General features: G+C 26.2%; 13 protein-coding genes. 3 read left to right on the top strand and 10 right to left on the bottom strand.

The window, feature by feature from the left end; all coding sequences use genetic code 4:
* Nucleotides 1-51: 51 nt before the first annotated feature.
* The 10 genes from T380_RS0100485 to T380_RS0100440 all read right to left on the bottom strand — a co-directional run bounded on the left by T380_RS0100485 (nucleotide 52) and on the right by T380_RS0100440 (nucleotide 15,094).
* Nucleotides 52-564 carry a hypothetical protein gene (locus T380_RS0100485; protein WP_027334012.1) on the bottom strand — a complete coding sequence of 171 codons (513 nt, stop codon included), beginning with the start codon at nucleotides 562-564 and terminating at the stop codon, nucleotides 52-54.
* 261 nt (nucleotides 565-825) lie between these two features.
* Nucleotides 826-3,174, bottom strand: coding sequence for an ATP-binding cassette domain-containing protein (locus tag T380_RS0100480; RefSeq protein WP_027334011.1), 2,349 nt, complete (start codon nucleotides 3,172-3,174; stop codon nucleotides 826-828).
* A complete protein-coding gene (locus T380_RS0100475) occupies nucleotides 3,164-4,312 on the bottom strand; it encodes an ABC transporter ATP-binding protein (protein ID WP_084259783.1) in 1,149 nt (382 codons plus the stop codon). Before T380_RS0100475 ends, T380_RS0100480 begins: the two co-directional genes overlap by 11 nt.
* Nucleotides 4,313-4,316: 4 nt before the next feature.
* Nucleotides 4,317-5,705, bottom strand: a complete 1,389-nt coding sequence (locus T380_RS0100470; protein ID WP_027334009.1) for an ABC transporter permease — start codon at nucleotides 5,703-5,705, stop codon at nucleotides 4,317-4,319.
* Nucleotides 5,692-6,816, bottom strand: coding sequence for an ABC transporter permease (locus tag T380_RS0100465; RefSeq protein WP_027334008.1), 1,125 nt, complete (start codon nucleotides 6,814-6,816; stop codon nucleotides 5,692-5,694). Before T380_RS0100465 ends, T380_RS0100470 begins: the two co-directional genes overlap by 14 nt.
* 6 nt (nucleotides 6,817-6,822) lie before the next feature.
* Nucleotides 6,823-9,618 (bottom strand): OppA family ABC transporter substrate-binding lipoprotein, encoded by a 2,796-nt coding sequence (locus tag T380_RS0100460; RefSeq protein ID WP_027334007.1) that lies wholly within the window; start codon nucleotides 9,616-9,618, stop codon nucleotides 6,823-6,825.
* Nucleotides 9,619-9,640: 22 nt separating this feature from the next.
* Nucleotides 9,641-11,479 (bottom strand): oligoendopeptidase F, encoded by a 1,839-nt coding sequence (pepF, locus tag T380_RS0100455; protein ID WP_027334006.1) that lies wholly within the window; start codon nucleotides 11,477-11,479, stop codon nucleotides 9,641-9,643.
* A gap of 211 nt (nucleotides 11,480-11,690) precedes the next feature.
* Nucleotides 11,691-13,826 (bottom strand): Tex-like N-terminal domain-containing protein, encoded by a 2,136-nt coding sequence (locus T380_RS0100450; RefSeq protein WP_027334005.1) that lies wholly within the window; start codon nucleotides 13,824-13,826, stop codon nucleotides 11,691-11,693.
* Nucleotides 13,827-13,833: 7 nt separating this feature from the next.
* Nucleotides 13,834-14,505 (bottom strand): chromate transporter, encoded by a 672-nt coding sequence (locus tag T380_RS0100445; RefSeq protein WP_027334004.1) that lies wholly within the window; start codon nucleotides 14,503-14,505, stop codon nucleotides 13,834-13,836.
* Entirely contained in the window at nucleotides 14,498-15,094 is a 597-nt protein-coding gene (locus T380_RS0100440; protein ID WP_027334003.1) for a chromate transporter, read from the bottom strand. Before T380_RS0100440 ends, T380_RS0100445 begins: the two co-directional genes overlap by 8 nt.
* Nucleotides 15,095-15,146: 52 nt before the next feature.
* Here T380_RS0100440 and T380_RS0100435 point away from each other — a divergent pair, with 52 nt between their 5' ends.
* The 3 genes from T380_RS0100435 to T380_RS0100425 all read left to right on the top strand — a co-directional run bounded on the left by T380_RS0100435 (nucleotide 15,147) and on the right by T380_RS0100425 (nucleotide 26,250).
* Nucleotides 15,147-16,487, top strand: a complete 1,341-nt coding sequence (locus T380_RS0100435) for a M17 family metallopeptidase (protein WP_036436599.1) — start codon at nucleotides 15,147-15,149, stop codon at nucleotides 16,485-16,487.
* Nucleotides 16,488-16,768: 281 nt separating this feature from the next.
* A complete protein-coding gene (locus T380_RS0100430; RefSeq protein ID WP_027334001.1) occupies nucleotides 16,769-23,131 on the top strand; it encodes a PDxFFG protein in 6,363 nt (2,120 codons plus the stop codon).
* An 8-nt stretch (nucleotides 23,132-23,139) separates the two neighbouring features.
* Nucleotides 23,140-26,250, top strand: a complete 3,111-nt coding sequence (locus tag T380_RS0100425) for an ABC transporter substrate-binding protein (RefSeq protein WP_027334000.1) — start codon at nucleotides 23,140-23,142, stop codon at nucleotides 26,248-26,250.
* The last annotated feature ends 2 nt before the right edge of the window (nucleotides 26,251-26,252 follow it).

Raw genomic sequence — 26,252 nt, 5'->3', positions numbered from 1 at the left:
ATATCGAATTTTAACTAAAAATTAAAGATATAAACATAAACATATACTATATTATTTCCTATTTTTTTCATTATATTTTTTAATTTCTTCAATATGAAATGATTTAAGCATTTTTACATCTGATTTTAATTCGGCAACATCTGATTTTAATTGTTTTACATCAGATTTTAAGATTTTTATATCATTTTCTATTCCGTCAAATCTAGGATTAATTTCATCAAGAATCTCAATTTTTAGTTTTTTATTAGATTCATCTAACATTGTTTTGAATTTATCTTCTTGTTTTTTATTTGATTCATCAAGCATATTCTTAAACACCGGCGTTATTGCTTGAACTACCGCTTCTATTAAACCGCCTCAATTATTTTGCTCATGTATTTTTGCCTCTTTATTTTTCATATCGTTCCTATTTCATTCCATCAAAATGTATGAATTTTCCTCATTCTCTTCATTTATCATTCTATCACATTTGATGTTATTGAATTTGTTAAAAACCTGATTTATTTCTTTTTTGGTAGCTTTTTCGGTTTTTATCAATGTTATTTTTTCTGATTCTTTTATCATTTTTTTATACCCTCCATAATAAAATGTCAAAAAAATTAGTATTTATAATAAAAAAATAAAAAAATATGAAAAATAAAGGATTTATACTAATTTTTAAATAAATATTATTTTAATAAAAAATACACTCTATTTTTAACAATATTTTAGGTTTAATTTCTTAATTATCTATCCCCTCTATATAAAATGATTTGAAAGTTCTTGCATTAGTTTTGTGTTTTTTAATCTAATTTAACATTATTTAAAAAAAATAAACTCATTAGTTTATTTTTTTAATCACTTTTTAAGTTGCTCTTTTGTGCCATAAATAAAATGACCAGGCTCTATCTCAAATGTTTCACAAACATTAGGAAATTCTTGTTCAATTAAATAATTCAATTCAAATGATATATTTTTAAATTTTTCATTAGCATTTGAGATTTTAGGGATTGCTTTAAATAGATTTTTTGTATATGGATGAATTGGCATTTTATATATTTTTGTTGTGTTACCACTTTCAACAACTTTACCCAAATGCATAATTAAAATTCTGTCAGCTATATATTCAACCATGGATAAATCGTGAGCTATAAAAATAAGACCAATATTTTTTTCTTGACAAAGTTCTTTAAGTAAATTTACAATTTGAGCTTGTATAGAAATATCTAGAGATGCTATTGGCTCATCCGCAACAATAACCTTCGGATCTGAAATTAATGCCCTAGCTATAACTATTCTTTGACGTTGACCCCCAGAAAATTCATGAGGATAACGATAAGCAAATTGTTTAAGAAGGCCTACATCTTCTAGGGATTTATAAATTTTATTTTTTATGAGTAAATTTTTAATTTTATATTTAGCAATTGGATAAATAATGTAATGTTCGATTTTTCTATATCATTTGATAAATTTTTTGCTAAATGCTTTGTTTATTCCTAAAAGTAAATGTAAAGATCTTATATCTTTATTTAAATATTTGACCTCTATATCAAATGATTTAAGCGTTTGTTTTTTCTCTTGGACTATCGTTTCGAATTTACTTATTTCTAATTTAATTTCTTTAAAATCCTTTGTTTTCTCTTGTAATTTTTGTTTAAGTGTAATTAAAAATTCTTTAAAATTATCATCAAATAACTTATTTAAATATGTTTGTTTTTGCTTTAAATCCTTGTATAAGCTATATTCATTATCTATTTGCTCTTTTAATTTTTTATTTTTTTCTATATTTGCTTGAATATAACCAACAATTTCTTTCTTATTGAATTCTTTTGCTTCCAACCATTTTATTTTTGCTTTTTCAACATCTTGTTTAGTTTTGAAAACACTTGTATTATTTTTTTCTTTTTCAATCAAATCTTTAAATTTATTTTTTTCTATTTCATATTCATGTTCTTTGTCATGAATTTCTTTTCTTTTAACTTGCGATATAGCTCTATAATTTGAAAAATCAAAATTATATGATCTTGCAAGAATGTTTTTCACTTTTTTATTATGTTTTAAAACAAATTTAAAATTAAGATTTTCCTCATAAAATTTAGCGTTATATTGTTTTAAATCCTCAATTAATTTTGTAATATCTTCAATATTAATATATCTAACTTTTGTCATAATATATTTTATTGATTTTATAGACCATTTATTTAAATAAATATTTTTAGTAAAATGTGCATAAGAGTCTAAATCTTCCGAAATGTTTTTGCTTGCTTTAAGTAGATTTATTTCAGATTTAAATTCTTGAATAAAGTTTTTATAAGCATTCTTATTATTTATTTTGAATTCTTTAACAACTTGGGAAAATTTTTTTTCTTCTTTTTCCAATTGTTTAAGTTTATCGATATATATAAGTGCTTCTTCAGAAAATTTTGTTAAAAGCTTTGTTTTTAAGTAAAATTCACGAGCTTCTTTAAGTTCCTTTTCATCATTGTCAATTATATTATTACGAAAATCTTGTTGCTTTTCATTATAAAAACGAGTAAGTTCTGTAGTATTAGCGTAAATATTGTTAACAATAATTGATTCCATCTCTTGTTTTGCTTCAAGATATCTAAATAATTCATCAAATTTGTCCTCAAAGTTATCATTTTTTGTAACTTTAAATTGTTTTAATCGGTTTTTCCAATTATCAAAAAATTCTTTAGCTAGTTCATTTATAGATTGTAAATTTTTAAGTTTTAATTTGTTCGCTTTTGCTTCAAAGGTATATCTAAAATTTTCTTTTATATATTTTCAATCCGAAAACAAATCTTTCACCAATGATTTTGCTAAACCGTTAACAATTAATGGTTCTTTTAATATTGAATAAATATTTTTTTGTCCGTTAAGTGACGCATGAGGATCTTGAAAAATCATTTGCATATTTTTTCTTAAATGTTTTACTCGTTCACGATTAAGTTTTTGGCCTGAAATAATTTTACCGTCTAATGTAACAAAACCATTGAATTGATCATAAAGCCTAAGCAGGGTTCTTCCTACCGTTGTTTTTCCACTCCCGGATTCGCCTATCAAACCTAAAATTTCACCCTCATACAAATCAAAAGTTAAGTCATCAACGGCTTTATTGATTAAACCTCTATTAATAAAATATTTTTTTAAATTTTTTACGCTTAATATTGTTTTTCTATTATTATTTTGCATAAAAAACCTTTCTAAAACTTTCCAACCTTTTCTTTAGTTGATCATTAATTTTTACTTTTGGTGCATCTGGATGTAATAGCCATGTTGCGGCTGAGTGCGTTTTTGTAATTGGAATTAAAGGTGGTTCTTTTACAAAATCTATTTCCAACGCATACTCATTCCTTGGGGCAAAAGGATCTCCAGAAGGTAAATTTGCCATATCAGGTGGAGTACCCTTAATTGTGTAAAGTTTTTCATCATCATTTTCAGGAATAGCCGAAATTAAAGCTCATGTATATGGATGTTTTGGATCTGTAAAAATTTCTTCTTTTAATCCTTGCTCAACTATTTTTCCCGCATACATAACATAAATATAGTCACAGAATTTCGCAATAACAGAAATATTGTGACTAATCATGATTATTGAAATTTTGAATTCTTGTCTTATTTGTTCAAATAATGCCAATACTGATGCTTGAACCGTTGGATCTAAAGCTGTTGTTGGCTCATCCGCAATGATTAAACTTGGTTTTAAGGCAACCACCATTGTAATAACTATTCTTTGTTTCATTCCTCCACTTAATGTATGTGGATAAGAATTAAAAATTTCATTAGCTTTTATTAACCCAAATCTTTTTAATAAACTTATTAAATACTCTTTCTTCTCTACATATTTTTTATTTTTCCATTCCATATTATTATTTAAAGCATCTAAAAGTTGTTTCCCTATTTTTCTTGTTGGATTAAGTGATGTTAAAGGATCTTGTGGTATATAACCAATTTTACTTCCTCTAATTGCTTGTCAATGACGATCAAATTTAAGTTTGTTTATTTGTAGATCTTCAATTTGACATTTATCACATTGTATTATAGCGTTTTCATTTATATTTAAGAGTGCTTTAGATGTTACAGATTTGCCGCTTCCAGATTCACCTACAAGACCAATAATTTGACCAGGTTTAATTTTCAAATCTATTCCTCTTACAATATTAATTGTACTTTTTTTGTTGATTTTAAAAGAAACACGTAAATTTTTAACATCCAACAAAACATCTTTATTAACTTCTTTTGTACGTATACTATCAATAACTTTAGGTAATGGCATATATTTTTGAGATAGGTACGATTTTAATTTTTGAACTAATGTTATTTTTTGCATAATTTTATTTTACACGAATTACTTTTGGATCAAGCGCATCGTGAACTCCTAAAGCTATAAAATGTAATGAAAGCGACAAGGTTAATAAAATAAGTGATGGAAGCAATAATATTCAAACATTATCCCCTACTTGACTAATACTATCAATAAGTAATTTACCTAAATTTGAAGATGTATTATTTGGAAAAAATCCTAAAAATGCTAATGATGAAATCGAGAATATAACTGACGGAATTCTTTGAACGTAAGAATAGGCTATTTTACCTAAAATAGCGGGTAAAGCATGAATGAAAATTTGTCTAGATGTTTTTGCTCCAATTGCTTTTGCTGCCAAAATATATTCTTCATCTTTAACCGTTATTATAAACATACGAGTACCAGAAACAGGCCCGGTTCAACCTATAACTATTAATGAAACGGCAAGTGCAAAGTTTGAAGTTCCTAAAATAGATACAAGCATTAAGAAAATAATAAGTGTTGGTGGAGCAGTTATAATCTCAATTAAACGCATTGTAAGTGTATCAATTTTTTTACCAACATTAAATCCTAGTAATGCCCCAACTGTAACACCAATTATTGTTTCTATTGTTGCAACAATTAAAGCTAACTGAATTGATTCTCACGTACCACTTCATGTTCTAGTTCAAATATCTCTACCCAAATTATCTGTACCTAACAACGAAAAGATATTTTTTTGTGTTAAATAATATTTATTTACAAACTCATTATCTAATACAATTTTTACTGGTATTTCAACAAACTTTCCACTTTTATTAATTAAATGGGTATATAAATCACGTGATGAATTAATTATTCCCTCGTCCATAGCTTTTTTAATCACTATTTTAATTTTATTGTATTCATACGCATTATAACGAATACTAAAATTTTGTCCATCTTTACCAATAAATTTCAAATCACTTCATTCCGGAGTTATAAAAACTCCTTCTGAATTTATTGAATAATCATAATGTAAATTCAATTTCTCATTTAGTGCTGGTTGATATTTTGATATGCCCATTAACAATTCTGCATCCGGATCACTAAACATATTAAATTTTCTCACCCTTATCTGTGATAAAGATGATGGAAGATAAAAAGTATCATTATTATCTTTATCAACCGCAAATGGACTTATCCCTTCATTTAAATTATCAGGATGGTTATTTGGCGATAAATGATTAACCAAAATTGCCGTTAAAATTAAAACAATAAAGATAATGGTTGCAACAACAACATATGGATTCTTGAAATATCTTTTAATTATTTCACTAATCATATTTTTGGGTTTTCCAGCAATTTCGTTTATTGCAATTTGATTAGAAAATTGTTTAAATTTCAACAAATTTAAAGCTTCTTTGCTTAACTTATAATCAAAATTATTCTGTTCCATAAATTTTTCCTTTTTGCTTATTAACTAATTCTTTAATAAGTTTTCTTCTAATCAAATAAGCTCTAAATTTTGCATAAACTGAATTAGGAGATTTTTGTCCATATTTTATTCTAGGATCTAGAAAAACATATGAAACATCAACTAAAATTGTGTTAAATATTCCTAAAGAAGTAAAGAATAAAATATTAAACATGACAATATTTATTTCACCATTCGGAAACGAATTAACTATTAATTGTGATGAACCTGGTATATTTCAATAACGTTCTATAACTAATGAACCAGTAAGTAGGATCATATATGATGTTATAATTGAACCTGAAAGAGGGATAGAAATATTCCTTAATATATATTTAAAAAATATTTGTGATTTATTTAAACCTTTTGATTTAGCTATCAATACATAATTTGTATTCATTACAGTTATAAGCATGTTTCTTGTATAAATAATATAACCAACCATGGACGTAAGTGTAACAACCAATATTACAGGTATATATGAAACAATGATTTCAAAGGTAGTTGCACTTGTTTGTTTTTCAGGGTTGAGTACTTCAGGAGCAATTCCCATTTTCATTGCTATTTGAATAACAAATGGAGCAATTACAAATGATGGTAATGCAACAAATAATAAACTTGTAGTATTAATTATAGTATCAATAAATGTACCTCTTTTATATCCAGATCATATTCCTAAAATAATTCCTAAAAATGCAGAAATAATAAATGATGGAACCGTAACAATAATTGTTCATTTTAATGGTTTGAAAAATACATTAGGTATATATGTTGAAATACTTTTATTTGAATCTAAATATATATCACCAAAATCGCCTTTTAGTATATCCCCAATGTACATAAAGAACCTTTGGATTATAGGCAATCTATAAAAATTACCTTCTTCATCAAATCTCCCTCAATCATATTCAACCATTTTTTCTTTTACATATAATTCGGCTGATTTATTGAAAACTTTGTATCCACCTTTATCAATATATTCGCTAGTCCAAGGTTCATTAGAAAACCACGCAACCAATGTGTAGGTTACGATGGTAATTATTAATATAGTAAATAGTGCTAAAATAACACGCTGTATTAAATATTTGAACATGATAAATTATTTATTTACAAGTACAAGATCTTGGTAATAAGGAACTGAACTACTTGAGTTTGGAGCAATATATTTATTTGTTTGAATTACAGGTCTAGGGCGTATTGCTGTTTGTAAATTTGTTCCAAAATCTCAAATATAAACTGAGTTAATTTCTTTTATTAATTCTATGTGTTCTTCTACAGTTAATTCTCCTTGAAGGTCAAGGAATATTTTTGCAAGTACTGTATTGAATTCTCCAACATTTTTACGAGCATCCAAAATTGCTTTGTCATCCGCATTTTTTTCATCCAATAATCTAATGGTTCCATTAGAGTCTCTATATAATTCATTTACGCTATTTGATATTAAAAATTTATTTGGAATGTCTGAATAGTATTTAAGTTCAAATGGTATAAAATAGTTAGAATTTGGAACTACTGAAAGTTTTTTGTCAAGTAATTTAGCTAGTTTTGTTAATGTTGGAAGTTGAGTTTGTAAATTACCTTCTTCTTTTAGTATTGTTGAAAGAACATATAATAAACTAGTTGATGTGGATGCTGTTAGTCCTGTATAGTATGAACCTTGTGCTTCATAGTCATATCCTCAACCATTAAACTCTTTTAGTCCCGTACCATAAACAACTTGTTGTTGAAGTTCTTTTCCATCTTTTGGATATATAATATCAAACTCCAATCTTGGATCTAATGAATTAACAAGTTTTTTGTAGGTATCCATTGCTTGTCTAGTTTTATCATCTGGGTTTGTATATCTGTAACATTGTGTTCATTTAATTTTATCTGTATTTGCTAACGAGTTTTTAGCATAAAATTCGTCTAGCAATTCTTTCATTGCTTTTTGAATTTTTTCATAAAAAGGTGTCCTTAATTTATCTTCAGTTTTTTGATGAATATCAAAATTTTCAAGATCTTTATGTGTGATTGCGTATTTTGGGTCAGTTGTGTTTGATAAATTTAATTTATTTCCATCTTTATCAAAAACATATGTTTCATTAATTTCATATAAATTCTCTCTTGGAGTTTTTTCTGTATTTGTAAATCATGGAGAATCTAACGCTATTCCAGATAATAATGGTTGATTTTGATTGTTAGAAATGAATGCTGTAAAAGCATACATATTAATTGTATTAGCCACTAAAGATCTAAATGATTTTCCATAACCTTTTACAAATGATGATGCTGTTGCAACATCTTTATTATCGCTATTTACTCCTTTTTTTATATCATCTAATGAATATCCAAAAATCATTTTTGCATAGTTTGTATTGAATGAATAATTATTTGTGTTTTCAGGGTCTGAAACAGGAATAATATTTTCTAAAAGTTGATATAACCTATGATTTTTGTTTAACGATTGTTTATATTGTATTGGAAATTCTGGAATACCTGCATCAACTTTATCTTTGTTGCTTTGACTAAGAGAATCATAAGAAATAGAATCAATTAATCCTGCTTTAAATGCATTAAATTGCGAATCATTAAATTCTTTTCCGTCAATAGGAGCTGCTTTATATTCATTTTGAATTTTTTTAATTGAATTTTTAGAATTAACTCAACCTTGATCTCAGTAGTATTTATTTTGTGTGTATGTTTCTGTGTTTGTTTCGGAATTATATCCATTAGGTATAAATGGACTAACATAAAGTAGTTGTTCTCTTTTATTACCATATCAATAATATCCGTATTTTTTAACATCTCCAGTAAGAGATTTTAATTTTTCTTTTATATCATTATCATCAACTGTTTGTTCTTCATTATTTGCTTCCGCTACTTCTTTTATATATTGACTAGGAGCTGGTGAAAATACCAATTCATTACATAAAGTTTTTAGGTAATCAACAAATTTAGCATTTTGTACTTCAGCACCTGTTTTTCCTTCATTTTGTTTTATTAATGAAGGTGAAGCATTAAATGTAAACGCTTTTACTTTTTGACCTTGAGAGTTTTCAACTTCAACAACAGTTTTGTTATAGTCGTCCAATCCTTCTAAATCAACTCCAAATAATTCTAATAAATAACCATTAGGATAATATGATGTATCACTAAAATGTGTTTTTGCTCCACGATACAATTTCCCGATTTCATCTACGTATGTTTTTTTACCATTTTTTAATTCTTCTGAGATAACATCTTTTGCACCATTTTTAATCCTATTTTTTATTGATAACAATTGAGTTCTCATTCATGAATAGTAAAAATCATCTGCAATTAGTTTATATTTTGTTTCTTTATTATTTGAATCAGTCCAATTTACATCTCTTATAATAAATTGAACACTTTTTGCTTTTTCTAAATCTTTTATAAATTGTGGATTATTAACTGATTTTTCATCCTTAGAAGATAATTTTAAAACTTGTTGTTTTTCATCTCACTTAGGAGTTACTTCATGCTTTGAATTTGTATAATATTTTTTAGTACCATCTCATAGAGTTAATAAAATTTCTGAAGATAAATCTAATTGTAATCACTCTAATGTAGGTTTTTCTACCTTGAAGTCGTAAACAACTGCTCCACCTACTTGTTTAGGTGTTTTTGTAATTTTTGTTTCACCACTACGAGCATATCTTATGAAATTTCCTGATAAATATGTGTTTTCATGACCAGCGGTCATGCTACCGTAAGATGCTGAAAAGTCATAGAAAAATGGTTCGATTGTTCTTGATGCATTATATCTAGTTATAAGTGTATTGCGTCTATTTATGATGTTTTCGTTATCATTATTATTACAACTTATAACACATGTTGACGCTAACAAAGCTGGTATGCTCGCTAACGCTATAAATAAATGTCTTTTTTTAAACATATATATTCCTTTCTAATTTAGTTTATTTTTTAAATAATTTTTTACCAATCTTTATTCATTGGTTGATAACTGATTCTATGTTTTTAAAACCTAAGTTATAAACATTAGGGTCATATAAATCAATATTGTTGTCTTTAAGAATTTCTAGAGGTCACTTTTTGCCTCCCGCACTTAAAAATTTTGTTATATATTCTTCTAGAATATCTTTCCCTTTTTGCTTGTATCTTTCAAAAAATATATTAGCAACTAATTGACCTATTGCATATTTATATACATAAAAATTCATATAGTAATGAGGGACATAAATACAACCTATTTGTTCATTTTCGTTGAATTTATTCGATTTTATGTTTGTTTTGTAATTATACTCTTTTGAGTTTTCAAAATATATTTTTGATAAAGAATCATAATTTGGCGATGCCTTACCAGTTTCTATAGCTTTATAAAGATTATATTCATAATTTGATCATTCTACTTGTCGCATAACAGTACCAATAAAACCATTAATAATAGAATTTAAAATTGAGAAAGTTTCAATTTCAGAAGGAGAAGAAAGGAGTAAATGATCATAAAGCATGAGTTCATTAAAGATTGAGGCAATTTCAGCCAAAAATATTGGATATTGCGACTCTTCTATGTTCAAATTATTATCACTATAAAAACTATGCATTGAATGACCTAACTCGTGAGCAAGAGTTTCAACAGAGCGTAATTGGTTGTCAAAATTCATAAGAATATATTTTTTATCTAAACCATATGTTGCACCAATTGAATAAGCTCCAGATTGTTTGTTATCACAAACCATATAATCTATCCAATTTTCACTAAAAGCTTTATTAATTTGGTTAATATAATTTTCACCAAATGGTTTAAGCGCTTCCAAAACTAATTCTTGAGCTTCATTAATTGTGTATGATTGTTTCAATTTAAATAAATCAACTTCAGAATCAAATCTTGTATATTCTTTTTTAAATTTAGCTTTAAAGAATTTCTTTTTATATTTATGATATTTTTTAAAGATATATAAATTATTTTTAACCGCGCTATATAGAGTTGTAATAAATTTATCATCAATACGATCCTCATAAGTTAACATTTCTACTGTTGAATTATAATTTCGTATTTTCGCTTCAGAAACATGAGATTTAAATTCATTAAATAACAAAGCGCTATATGAATTTTTTCTTTTAATGTAAGCATCTTCATAACTTAATTTTGCTGTTTTCCTTACATTAAAATCGTTATGTTTTAATAATGATGAATAGTTAGCATTTGTAATTTTAATTTTTTTGTTTTTGCTATTAGTGGCATAACCATAATCTATTTCCGAATTATCAATAATGCTAAAAATGCTTTCAATATCAGGGATTCCGTATGAGGATTTGTTTATATAATCTTCAATATTTGCTTCTAATTTATATTTTTTCGAATCAATAACTGCTAAGATATTCTTTTTATATGGTTCAAATTCCTTTAAATTAATTCATTCTTTAATTTTTTCTTCATTTTTAATAATTCTTGTATCTTCACAACCATATTCACTAATAAAATTGTTATATAAATATTCAAATTCGGAATATAACAAATTAATTTCTTTATCAACCACATTTTCATTTTGTTTATTTGACAAATAATTGTAGATTTTATTATACTTAATCGTAAATTGCTCTTCGATTTTTTTAAATTTTAAAAAATCATTTATTGAATTATATTTATCATCTTTGTATTTTAAAAGTTCTTTTGACATAATAAATAATTCATTTATTGCATCTTTTGGACTTTTACCATCTAATAAAATATCTAGGTTTCATTTAAATTTTGGGTCAATTTCATTGCGATTTTTATATTGTTTATTCTTCAATGTACCTCCTTTCCAAATATAAATAAAACGATTGTTGGTTTTGCATCCAAACAATCGTTTTTAATTAAATAATTTTAAAAAAATAAGTTTTTGTTACGATTACTTAGAGCAAAAATAGACTATTTTCATAATCTTATTTGAGCACTTAATAATAAAATGTGTATTTCTTTGTAACATAACTTTAAAATTATATAAAATTTTTTAATTTTTGTTAAATAAATTCTATAATTTCTGCTCCAATTCTTCCTTTTGATTCATCCTTGTTTAAAATTTTTATTTTTACTAATGCTTCTGGTTTATATTTATTAGATTGAGTAATTTTTTCACTTAATTTACTTACGTGTACTAAAGCATTTGTTTTTATACCAAAATAAACAAATGCTCCAAAATCTGTAATATTTTTAATTATTCCTTCATAAATTTCATTTTCAACAACATCACTTATTTCTTTTATATTTTGATTATAATTTGGAGTTTTTCTTTCATCCCTTACGTCTCTATAAGGCTCTATAAGAGCATCAACTATCATATCAATTTCACTTTTGTTTGAACCTAATTCTTTAATTAATTTTTCACGATCTAATTCTTCAACAAACTTTTTATCAATTTTATCTAAATCTAAATTTATGTGTTTTATCAATTTGTTAGCAAGGGGATATGATTCAGGGTGTACAAAAGTTCTATCAAAATAATAAGGTGAATCCGAAATTCTTAAAAAACCAATAGCTTGTTCATAAGCTTTTTTTGTTAAGCCTTTTACTTTTGCTATTTCTGTTCTATTTTTAAATCCATTTGTTTCTTTCACATGTTCTACTAATTTTTCAGCTATCGATGGAGTTATACCTGATATATATGAAAGAATTGATTTACTTGCAGAATTTATCTCTAACCCTACTTTGTTTACCACTTTTGAAACTTTAAAATCAAGCGCTTCCTTCAATTCTTTTTGATTAACATCATGTTGATATTGCCCGATTCCTAAAGATTTGGGGTCAATTTTTACAAGTTCATTTAATGGATCTTGATGACGTCTTCCTATATTGATAGCACTTCTTTCTTCAACACTTAAATCTGGAAATTCTGCTATTGCTATTTTTGATGCCGAATAAACACTAGCCCCGACTTCCGAAACAATATCTGCAGTTACTTTTAAATCATGATTTTCTTTTAGAAACTCGTCCACAAATTCTTTTACTTCATGAGATGCGGTCCCATTTCCCGAAACAATCATGTTGATTCTATGCTTCTTGATTAAATCTAAAAACATTTTTTTATATTCTGGAAAATGATTCTTTTTAGTAATATAAAATAATTTTTTTTCTAAAAATTTACCTTTTTCATCAATAATGGCAATTTTACATCCACTTACATATCCAGGGTCAATTGCTAGTATTCTTTTGTTTTTTAAAACAGGTGCAGAAAGTAATGATTCAAGATTTTCTGAAAATAATTCAATCGAATTTTTTTCAGCTCTAGCAAATAAATCTGACTTTATTTCACGTTCTATTGAAGGATAAATAAGTCTTATTAATGCATCTTTTAGTGAAGCATTAATAATTTTTCCTGTTGTAGGTATTTTAAAATATTTATTATTTAACTCATACTCAATAGGCTTATCCCTGAATTCTAATGTGTAAGAAACAATTTTATTTTCGCTTGCCCTATTTATCGCCAATATTTGATAATCTTTTATGTGTTTAATTGGTGTGCGAAAATCATAATATATCTCATAAACTTTATTTTCGTCTTTTTCTTTTTGTTTTTCAGAAGCTTTTGAAACAACTATTCCATATGTTTCAATATTATTTTTTACATATTTTCTTGTTTCTATATCTTGTGAAATTCATTGAGAAATTATAAATTGAGCTTGCTCAATAGCAAAATCTACATTTGGGACTTTATCATTAATATATTTTTTGGCCTCTGCATATGGGTTAAAAGATTTATCTGTTGCTTCAAAGATAGATTTAGCTAACGGTTCTAAACCTAAAGCAATAGCTTCTGTTGCTTTTGTTTTTTTACCAACTTTATATGGCTCATAAATATTTTCGACTTCTGCTTTTGTTTCGGCTTTTGATATGGCTTCTTTTATTTCATCGGTTAATAATCCTTTTTCTTTTAATATATCAATTATTGCTTCTTTTCTTTTTTCTAACTCAACACCATAACGATATTTGATATTGATAAATTCAATTTGTTCTTCATCTAGATTTCCTGTAACATCTTTTCTATATCTAGCAATAAATGGGACTGTACTATCTTGTTCTAAAAGCGTAAGTTTTGCTTCAACTTGACCTTCTTTTATATTTAATTTTTCAGCAAGTTGCTTAATAATTTTTTTATTCATTGTTCTCCTATACAAATGGGTGAAATATCATCATTGCAATTATTATATTTAATAAAATTAAAATAAAAACAGGAAAATTTTTTTTAAATAAATAAAAAGAATATCCGAACGAGAACAAACATCAAGGAATTAAGATTCATTTTCTATAATCGCTAAAAAAAATAGATTTTTGTGTTTCTTGAACATAAATATATTTTTGATTAAAAATAAAATTTTCAGAATTAAAATGTAAAAAAGGTAAGATTGATACCATCATTATTTGAACAACTAATGCCATCATAATGGCGGCCACAATTGGTTTAAAATATTTAGATAACATTACATTAAACATTCCTTGTTTGTTGTATTTCTTAGATAACCTCATTGAAATGTACATTAAGAAAATTGGCGGAACAACAAAACTAAGATATGTAATTAAAACAATAATAAATGTATATCATTGATTTTGACCTATAAAATATCCGGATAAGAAGGCAAATTTGACCGACAAAACACCAGGTGTTCCATTAGCTACAGCAAAAGCCCCGTCTATAAGTTCTTGACTAATAGGTATTTTAAAAATATTACTTAAACTATTTCAATAAAATTGAAATAAGGGCATAAAAACTTGCCCTCCTCCAAAAACAATTAATGAAATAAATACTAATAAACCAATTGAAAATAATATAACGCTAATCATTTTGCTCACCTTTTATTTCTTTTTTTGATTTTAATAACGAAACAATATAAACAATAGTTATGTATATTATTATGAAAATCATTGGAAAAATTGGTGCATTAAATGGTGCTGGCATAAATATTGAATATGCTAATGTAAAAAGAAAAATTAATCAAAAAATAGATTTGTTAATTTCATTTTTATTTTTCTTTATAAAATTAATCGTAAACGCTAAAACAATACCCGCTATTGTTGGTAAAACTGCAACGGAAACAACATACAAATATTTTTGAGGTAGATAACTTATACATAAAAAAATCGAAAAAAATAACAAAATATGAGGAATTAAAGCTAATAGAATAAGTATCGATCCTTTTCAAAATCCTAAAATTTTGATAGCAATATATGATAATGACTGAACTATACTTGGCCCAGGTAAAAGATTTGTTTTGACAATTAAATTATTAAATTCATCTTCTTCTAATCACTTTCTTTTTTCTAAAACTTCCTTTTTTATTATAGGAAAAATTGCGTTCCCGCCACCAAATGAAATAAATGAAATTTTAATAATTATTATTAAAACCACTCAAAAACTAATTTTTTTTTGCATAAATCCTCTTTTTGCAATTATAATACTTTAATATCATATAAATGGAGCAATTATGCAAATAACCAGTAAAAGAAACAATGATATTTTAATTTCATGTCAATTTATTGATAATGATAATTTTTCTTCACACGAAATGATTGATCTTTCTTCAAATACAGGTTATTTAATTTTTAATAAAAATAAATATAATTTTGAAACACTTTATAGGAAGTTACTAATTGTCTTTAAAGAATCTAAACAAAATTGACAAATTGATCTTGATTCATTTTTAACTAATGATTTTGAAGATATTGATGAATTAATTATGTGTTTTATATATGCTTATCATTTTGTATTTGATAAGCAATATAATTTGAAAAAAGATTATAGCGATAAAAAAACAAATATTTGTTTATATACAAAGCAAACATACAATCGGAAGAAGAAGCAAAAAGCAGAAATTATTTCACAAAATATTACAGAAGTTAAAGAATTACAAATTATGCCACCAAATATTTGTACAAGTGAATATTTGGCCAAGCGGATTACAGATGACTTTAACAAGATGAATTTACCACACTGTTCTGGAAAATTTCTTAATAAAAATGAAATTGAAAAATTAAAAATGAATTTACTTTTAGGGGTGAATAAGGGTAGTTCTTATGAACCAAGATTAGTGGTTCTCGAATATACCCCTAAACCAAATGATAAAAATAAAATTGTTTACGTTGGTAAAGGTATTACATTCGATTCTGGTGGGTACAATATCAAAATAGGAAAATTTCATATGTTAGGTATGAAGTTTGATATGTCGGGAGCAGCAATCATGGCAGGAACAATTAAATCTATAGCTATGTTGAATGGAAAACAAAATGTTGCGTGTGTGTTACCAATAACTGATAATAGACTTGACGGAAACGCTATTACTCCAGACATGATTATAAAAGCAATGAATGGCATGAATGTTGAAATCGAAAACACTGATGCTGAAGGTAGATTAGTTCTTTCTGATGCATTAACATATGCAGCAAAAGAACTAAAAGCCACAACAATTATTGATACCGCTACATTAACAGGGGCTATAGTATCAGCATTAGGGCAAACATTTAGTGGTGTATGATCAACTAATGATGACAAGTTTGAAAAACTATTAAAGTGTTCAAACATACAACATGAATTAATTTGAAGAATGCCAATGCATAAAGATTTTGATAAGAAAAATCTAGAAACAGATATTGCGGATATAAAAAATTGTTCTGAAACTACACTTTGTGATAGCAATGATGCCGCAATGTACTTAAACCACTTTACAGAAAATGTAGATTATATTCACTGTGATATAGCAGGTACTGCCGAAATAAAAAATAAGCCTACCGCCATATTACTTAAAACATTTACAGAATTTGGATTATAAAAAATAATTTATCTTGTTACTGCATCTCATGAATGATGCTGTTTTTTATTTAAATTATTTTCACAAAATTATTAATTTCAGTATTTTTTGAGTAGGTTTTGTTGAAATGTGAAAAAATATGCTTTCTTTAAAATAACTATTTTTAAAAAAATATTAAATAAAGCAACTATTCAAACATTAAAATAAGTGACAAAACACTCATTTTCAAAATATTGATAATTATTAGATGACATTATAAAACATATATAATATATAAATTTAATATATAGATAAGGAAAAACATGAAAAAATTATCTTTAAAAAGAAAAACTTTTTTATCAGTTGGAATAACATTAGCGGCCATAGGAACTATTTTTCTTGGTTCATATTTGTATTCAAAAATTGACAAGCGCCCAAAAAACATAAATAAAGGCACAAAATCAAATGCTTTCAATGATTTTAAATACAATAATGGTGTTTATGAATCTAATACTCAAGGTATTTTTTGCGATAAAAACAAAAAACCTTTAGCTTACGTTAAAGAAAAAAAAGTTGATGGAAAAATAACTAAAAATACAATTTGTTTTTACAACGAGGATAAAGAATATACTGAAAAAGAGTTTTTTAACGAATACTTAAGGCGTTACAACAATGAAACACCTGTTTTAAAAGTTCAACTTGGACCTACTGAATTTGTTAACGAATACATAGAAGCTGTTGGAGTTCAAGACTTTATGGATTATGTTGATTGATTTATTCAAAATGTTGCATGAGGTCCTGATGTATTAACTCTGGAAAGATTCAAAATAGCAAAGGGAGTTAATAAAACTGGTTCTACCATTACACTTGGAGGACATGTTTGCCGTAACAAAGAAACTAAAGAAATAACTTTTTGGCCTGATTCATTCTTTGGTTCTTTACCACTATTTTCTACAGAAGCTGGAGAAGGAAACGGTAATGATTCATTATTAACCAAAATTAATGGTAAAAGTTTGAACAACACAAATGTTCAAAATCTATTAGATGAATTTATAATAACAAACGCTATTTATAACTATCCTGGCGATATAAATAAAACACCTGATTATCAAAATTCTATTGGTCAATTCAAAAATATTCAATTAGTTAACTTAATGACAAACCCAAATCTTAACTATTCATTTTATGAAGTTGAATTAACTAATAAAAAAACATTAGAAAAACAAAAAATGATAATGAGCTTAAGTATAGCTGATGTTAATGAAGCAAGAAAACAAGTTCCAGTAAAATCAGAATTTGAAATTTTGGACCAAAACATCAAAAAAGTTAGAATTGTAAGAACAAACTTTATGAAAAATGAGCATTTGGCATACGAACAAAAAAATGATAAACAAAATTGAAACCTTTCATTAGGCTATATTTACTCGGATGCTGATGAAGCTAATATGGTAGGTAAATATTGTCCTTATAAAGCAGACAGTGAAGAATATAAAGAACTACTAAAAAAACATAATGATGATCCTTCAAAAAATAAACATCCCGGAAAACCAACTGAAAGAATTCAATTAGATCCTTCATGAAATGACCCTATTTTTTCTAATATCTACACAAATATAAATAACTATTTGCTTTCAAAAGTAGATACTTTTAAAGATTTTGTTAACTTCAAAATTTATTTAACGGATTTTGATAAACTTTACAATTCACTCGCTCACGCCGATATTCCTGCATTATATAAAATAGTTACATATTACAATTCAGATGATGAAGATATTGCAAAAAAACTTAGAAGGGAACTTTATTTATATAAAAAACCTAATGCTAATCGTTTCGAATTAAGTAAATCTCTTTTTAAAACTAAGTCTGAAGCTAAAAAAACATTTGGTTCAAACTTTGATGATTCAAATATTGAAAAAGTTTATTTGGATGATTTAATTCTCAAAAATAAAACACTTTCAATCATCCTAGAAAAACAAGATGGAGAAAAAGAAAATATTGAAATTCACGCAGAAGATAATTCAATGAATGCCATAAATCAATTATCAAATTTAAAAACGGCACTAAATTATAAAGTTGCTTATTCTCCTAATTTTTTATCTATTGCAAATGAATATAATGATGCCAATGGAAAAAAAGTATATGAATTTGATTTGTATAATGAACTTTACTCTGATTTAATAGATATTATTGAAAGTGAATATCCATACCTAATTCAAAAAAGAACAGGAGTTCATGTTCAAAAATCAATTGATGAAAATGGAGCATATAAATTCACTTTAGAAAATGGAGAATATTCAAAATTAACTATTAATGACCGTATAAGTTTTATCATGTTATTAAAAGCAATAGATCCTAATTTTGAAGGTGTTGGCATTAACTTCTTGAAATATGTGGGTGCTCACGAATATGGTCACCACTCTACATTAGAAAATATACAAAACATATCAAATAAAGATTATTCTGTTTTAATTGGTGGAATTGATACAAGAATGGGTCCTCAAGATCAATCATTCTATGATAAAGACACTGTTCGCGAATATTTGTTAGCAAGAAGTTCAAAACTTGATTTAATAAACAAAAACCTTGCTTTCAAAAAACAAAATCATAATGTTCCAGGAAACTATCCTGTATTTTCTACTGTAAGCGTTGAAAATAAAAAATTAAAAATAGTACCAGAAACTATTGAACAAATATGAGGAAGTGAAAATTCGCATTCTGCCAAAGATTATTATGAAGCATTTAATAATAATGAAAGAAGAGCCCTTCAAACGATTGAAGGTCTTAAAAATGCGGCAAAATTAAGAGGTCTTAAAGTTTATGATTTATTTTTACTAAACTCGTTTGATCATGACTCCGGAACTATATCTCCCTCTATTTCTGGAAATGCTAAATATTACGCAATTGAAGAAGATGCTGATGGAAATGTAATATATAACTACAAATTTATTAGCTCTGGAACAAGTCAGTTAGAAAAAATATTAAAAGATGGGACCAACAAACCTATTGAATTTATTTTCGATTCAACAAATAATAAATATGTTCCTCGTGTTTTTGAAACAAAAAACATTTTCATCAAAGTAAATGGCAATTATGAAAAATTAACAATTGTCACTAAAGTACTTATAAACGATATTAATGGACAACCAATTTATAAAATAGAAAACAATGAATTCAAAGGTGTTGATATTCAAGGGAATGAAATAACTTTATATGGAGAATTATTCAATGCCGAAATTCAAAATATTAATAGCGAAATCGAATACGCTGTTAGTGAAATGATGGATACAAAATACTATATAAATGGTTGACAAAATTCAGATCATCGTGGTGATGATGATTTAAAAATGCCTACTTTTGAGTTAAAAACATCATGACCTGTTTTCGCCGAATTAAAATCATATTATGATGGCGTTATAAAACAAGTTAAAGCAAATCCCGCGCTAGCTACCGCGCAATTTACTCCTGAATTAGCAGAACGCTTTGATTCGGATAATGCAAATTATTTTGGTAACCCAAATTATTTCCATTTTGTTGCAGCAAGAGATGGTCAGACACCTGTGTTTGATCCAGAAATAAAATCACCAAGTATTTCTAATAATTCAAATAAATATAATAAAAAACTTGATTACTACAAAGATATTCCCGTTCAAGAAAATGGAGTTTCACTTCCTGCGCAATTAAGTAAATTATTTATTGATTATGTATCAACAAAGTCTTATGATGATGAATGAGAAGGTCAAAAAGATAAATTTGGTGTTTTAAGATTTGTGAAAAGTGATAACTCTATTTATAAGAAATATTTCGGAAATATGAAAGATAAATATCGTTACATTTATCAAGACGAATATTCATTAAGAATAAATGAATTTGGAGTTGAATCAATCTTTAATGTTTTATTTAGAGATAAAGATAACATGTTTGATCTATATGCAAATGATGAAGTATTTAGTGATTTAAAAATGGTTTTACCATTCATAAATTCTAAAAATATATTCAAATTAAAAGGTATGGAGTCATTTAACGACCTTGTAAAAAAACAAGAATTTATGGAAATGGTTGTAAATCGAATCAAGCAAGTTAATAACATTCGTTTAAAAAATGAACATGTATCGATACTAAAAAAACTTTTTGGTAGTTCAATAATTGAAAAATATTTAAAAAATGATACATTACAATTTACGGATATAGCAGATTTAGTAGAATTCATGTCTATTGACCCATTAATGGTTTATGGTTCGGAAAGAAATTGAAATATAGAATATGTAAAAACAAAATTTGATTTAGGTAAATTTAAATCACATATTTTAAATAATGGAACCGATGAAGAAAAGGAATTATTAAAAAACAATGATAATGAACAAACTTTAGCAAATATAGCTATGAACAGATTTATAAATTCTGATTTTTATGCATTTAACACAGATGTTGATTTAATTAACTTCAATAAAAATTCAAAAAATGATATCGAATTACAAAAAGAAACATTTAAACAATTTTTAAACATAGCATACAATCAAAATAATTCAATAAACCTTTTTAAAGGTAATAATATAGTTTCGGATAATGAGTTTAAAACTTATCAAGTAGATAAAAGAATTCCAATAAGTGTTTCAATACTTTATGAAAAAATTTGGGAACAAGTAAAAAACTTTATGATAAATAATCCTGCATTAAATGATTTTGGTCAATTAAGTTTAAGTGATATTCCTTTTATAGATGGAAAATATGAACGTCTTTATTCTGAATTTTTATCATACTATAACAGAAATATTTATGTTGTAAATAGATCAAAAATTATGGGATTCCCTATTAATAAAATCGCCTTTACATATGGTTTTAATTTAGATAATCAAATTAATAAAATAGCTAAAACATTCTTTACATCAAGACTCAATACTGATTTAGGACAAGTATTTACTGATTATACATATAATCTTCCTGAAGTTTTAACTCGTGACTTTGTTCAAACCACTTATTCTCCAAGTACAACAGATTTTAGAACTTTAAATAAATACTTCAAAGGAATAAATGAGTATTCTACAGGTTTAGAATTCTTTGTAAATGGACAAATTACAAAACATTTTATTGATAATTCAGCAAATATGAATAAAGTTAATAAAATTTTAGGCGAATTATCATACATGATTGGTAATGATGTAATTAAAGAAAAAATAAATCAAGCTAAATATGGTGATAATAAAATTTCAAGTGCCAAAAAAACATTACAAGAATCAATTAACAAATACAATTCTTTAGTAGAAGATGTTAAAAATAAAACTTATAAAAATGAAAAACAAGATTATGAGGAAAAATCTACTCAACTAATAAAAGTTCTTGATTTATTACATAATGTTAATGATGTTTTCCATATGACAAACTTAAATGCAAACTTTACAAAGCACCTTACCGCTTCATTAATGGCAGGACCTTTTGTTAGCGAAATTCAAAGTTTTATTGATAATGGAGTATTCTTTAAATATTTTGGAACAAATAGGGACCCTAAAGGGCTTAATAGCACTAACACTGGTTTAGATTTCAAATTATTAAATGTTGTTCCTAATAGTGGTGATGATGTTGAAGGGACAATGTTATTGAAAGTAAGACTTAGCATAAAAGGAACAAAAGAAGAAGATATTAATGAACATAATTCGATAATAACTACAGTTAAATTTTATGGTTTTAAAGATAAAGACGGCAATACCTCTGTATCACCAGTACAAAAAATGGGAAGTTCGGATTATGCACCAGCTATTACTAAGTTCAAAAAAATTGTTGAAAATATAGAAAAAAGAAATGAAGAACTAACCAAACATTCATTTAATGACACTAGAAAAAAAGCAGAATTTAAAGAATTAGAGGATTTATCAAAAGAAATTGAATTACAAAATAAAAAAATAAGCGATTTAGTAAAACCTATTGAATCAAAAATTAAAAGAGATAATTCGTTTGGATTATATGGTACTGAAGATTTTACTCTATCATCCGCAAACCCAAGCTATATTGGCAAGGTAAGAAAACAAAATAATGGTTTCTTTAAAGATCGTTGACTAAGAAAAGAATTAGGTTGAGAGTTATATGATGAAAAGGGGAATTCAATAATAGATAAAACAATAAGAATTCAAGACTTGGATGGTAATTTTGTTAATGATCGCGCAAGAGCATTCTGAATATACTTATTAAAATCAAAAGGTGTGGGCGATAGAAATATTACCGGTATTTGAAGAAATAAAGGCGATGACTTTGTTGCTATGTGAGGTTTTGATAAAAAAGAAATAATCAATAGAATTAAATACCTTGAATTTGAAGATGTAAAAACAGGAGAAAAATTCTATATTAACGTTAATACAAAAAATACAAATAACTTATTTTATTACAAAAATCAAGCACAAACTAATTCAAAACACACACTAGAAGATGAAGGGTATGGATCATGAGTAAGTGATTACTCAATATTCGGAAATTATCAAAATGCTACTCTAGTTCCTGGTCACAATTACTTAGTTAGATTTGTTGATAAAGATAAAAAATTCGTTAAGAATATAACAACTGGAAGTAAAAAAACTCTTGCCGAAAATGGTAAAACATACAATCAGTCACCAGTAACAATGAAAACAGTCTTGGCGGTGCATGATGGAAAAGAAGAAGAAGTTGCTCTAATAGAAATAAGAGATCAATTTAATTTATAGGAGGGAAAATGTCTAAAACAAAAAATATTATTATATTGTCATTTGTTGGTGTTGGTATAGCGGCCCCTATAACAACATTAAGTGTAGCTGCTTTAACTTCTGATAATATAGCGTGAACCGCAAAAGATGCAGCTAAAAAATACGATGTTTCTCTTGCCACATTACCTCTTTCATCTCTTAATTATATTCGTTATACAGATGTTGGAAAAGTTCTTCCTTCATTAGTTGAAGGAATAACAAAAGCTGGTGTTAGCGAAGCTATAAAACAACGTTTTCATTTACCTGAATTTAGTTATAGATGATATGAATCAAATGAATCAAGTTTAGATAAATATTTAACGAGTGAAGCGGATTTAAATAGATTAAGGAAAGTTGAAACTTCAAATAGTTATTACAATATTTCAGCGTTTTTTACCGCTGGTAGTTTATTTACTGGTGATAATGGACAAAGATCAATGACTTCAATTCTTAATAAAGAAAATCTTGTTTTATCAACTAGATTTGCACTTAATAAAGGAAGTAGTAAATGAAGTAATTCGGATGAAGTTGTTGCGCAAGATTTTCGTGATTCTGCAGAATATATTCTTGATTTATCAACCGGTTCTCAACATCTAACTACTTTTTTAACACTTAATATAAAAGGAGCAAAGCAATTCATTGATGCGCAACAAGAATATCAAAAGATATTTAAAACTCCATTTATAAATCCTTTTGGACGTCGTACTTATTATTTTGATAACGAATTAAAAATGTGAAGACAAAATCTTGAAAATAAATTTAAAGATTATAGTGGTAAAGAATATACTATTTACGAACCTCAACTAGATGTGGATAAAAACAATAATTTAGTTGATTATAACGGAAATGTAATTACCGATAAATTAGGCAATAAATTTACTCATGAAGATGAGAAAAAATATATTGAAAAAATTAAAAATGCCGCATCAAATTTGGGTATTTATACAGGACAAAGATATTTAGATTTTTCAAATGAATTTATTGAAAAACAATTGAGTTTAGGTGAAAATAGTAATGTTGAAATACTAGATAAAGATGGTAATTTACAACCTATTACAATATCTATTCAAAAAGAAATTGATGGCAAATTAAAAATAATTAAAAATGTTAAAATTTTACCAAATCCGAACTTTGATCCAAGACAAATAAAAGATTGAAGACACCCTGATGGACAATACAAACCATATGCTTATGACAAATATGATTTAAGATATGAATTTGATGAGTTTGCACCACCTACATTAAATAACATGATAAATATTATGGATAAAGGTGTAATAGTTCCTGTTAATCGTAGATTTATAGAGACAAAAGCGGGCGGAATTCTTAATTTTGGTAATAAACTTGAAAACTTTATTACATCAGGACCTTTTGAAATAGAATCTTTAGAACTTGGAGCACAAGGAAATATTGTTCTTAAAAAGAATAAACAATATTACGATGTAGACAGAATAATTCCTCGTAAATGCATTATCTATTTTAACGATAACCCAATTGTCTTAATAAATATGTTCAAATCTGGCCAATTATCCGCTGCGGATTTACCTAGTTCTCTACATTTACAAATGTGATCAGATCCTGAATTTAAAAAATATTTAGTTAAATCAGCAGGATATGGAACAATAGGAATGCAATTTAATTTAGATCCTAACACAGAAGCAAATCCTTTATTAAGAGATCCTAACTTAAGAAATGCTATTGCATATAGTATAGATAGAAATGATATGTTAAATCTTGTTGGATGACAAGCATCATTCCCAGTTATAAACTGAACTGCCTTTAACACCTCAAGAACTACAAAAGGTATACCGCTTGAATCATTTTTCGAGGATGTGAAAGTTAAAGCTAAAAATCATGAAGATTATCCAATCCAAAATTATTCATTTGTTGATCACTTGTCAAAAGCTTATACTTTTGAAAACTTAAAACGTGATGATATGATGTTTGATTTTCGTACCGCAAGGTTCTATATAGAACAATTCAAGAAAAATCATCCAGATGTAAAACAAGTGCAACTTAAATATATCTATGATGGTTCCAAAGAAAAGGAAAGAGCCGGAATATCATTACAAAATCAAATTAAAAAGGCTTTTGGTGATTATGTACAAATTAATTTAAAATCATACCCCCCTAACACTTACACTCAATTTAGAAGTGAGGGAAAGTTCGATTTAACATACTTTAATTTTGATTATTTCGGAACAAATTATGATGGATATATAAGGGCTTTTCTTGAAAAAGATGAAATTAATGAACAAGCATCAAAAACATTAGGTTTTCAAACAAATCCATCAGGTGCATGGACTTATGATAACTATTTTGAGAACTTTGAAAATATAAATAAATCAAATCTAAAATGAATAAAAGACAAATTCTTTTTAGAAGAAGAAGATGCAAAAGAATCATTAAATATATTTTCAAAAATTTATGAACATTATGAAAAAGAATGCTACGAAGGTCATTATTATAATGAAAAACCAATGGAAAAAATATTGTTTGATTTTAATAGTAAAGATGATATAACTGACGAATTTATACAATCACTTTACGGTCATAAAGAATGAGAATTAATAAAAGGCACAGGTAATCTTGAACAAATAAAAGATAGGATTACTCAAACTTTAAAAAATATTCAAGATGAAAAGAAAAAAATTGAAATGTTTATTCCTGGCGTTCAAAATCAACAAGAATTTAATAATATTTTCAAATATTTATTGATAAATGAAAATGATACTTTTGCTAGATTAAGACTAAGAATTAGTGAAAAACATTGAAATAAAATAAAAGATTTAGCAAAAACATATGAAGGCGAAACTCTAGAAGATAGAACAAATAGATTAAACAAATTCTTTTCATTTCAATTTACAGAAAAAGAGAGAAGTGAAGATTGAAATAATGAAAATGATGTTTTTGAATTGATTGTTTCGTTTGAAAAAATACTTCGTGACTCTAACCCTGTTATTCCATTAATGGAAGTGGATACAAAATGACAAATCTCACATGTCGGGGGTGTAGAAAGTCTATTTAAATTTTCATTACAATATGCCTACGATGTAACTAAACCACCATTACCAAATTTACCAACAACTATTAAAGGTTAAAA

This window comes from Mycoplasma elephantis ATCC 51980 (assembly GCF_000687815.1).
Classification (GTDB): domain Bacteria; phylum Bacillota_I; class Bacilli_A; order Mycoplasmatales; family Metamycoplasmataceae; genus Mycoplasma_H; species Mycoplasma_H elephantis.
The sequence above is the reverse complement of the archived record's forward strand: the minus strand, read 5'-3'. Positions and strand labels throughout refer to the sequence as shown.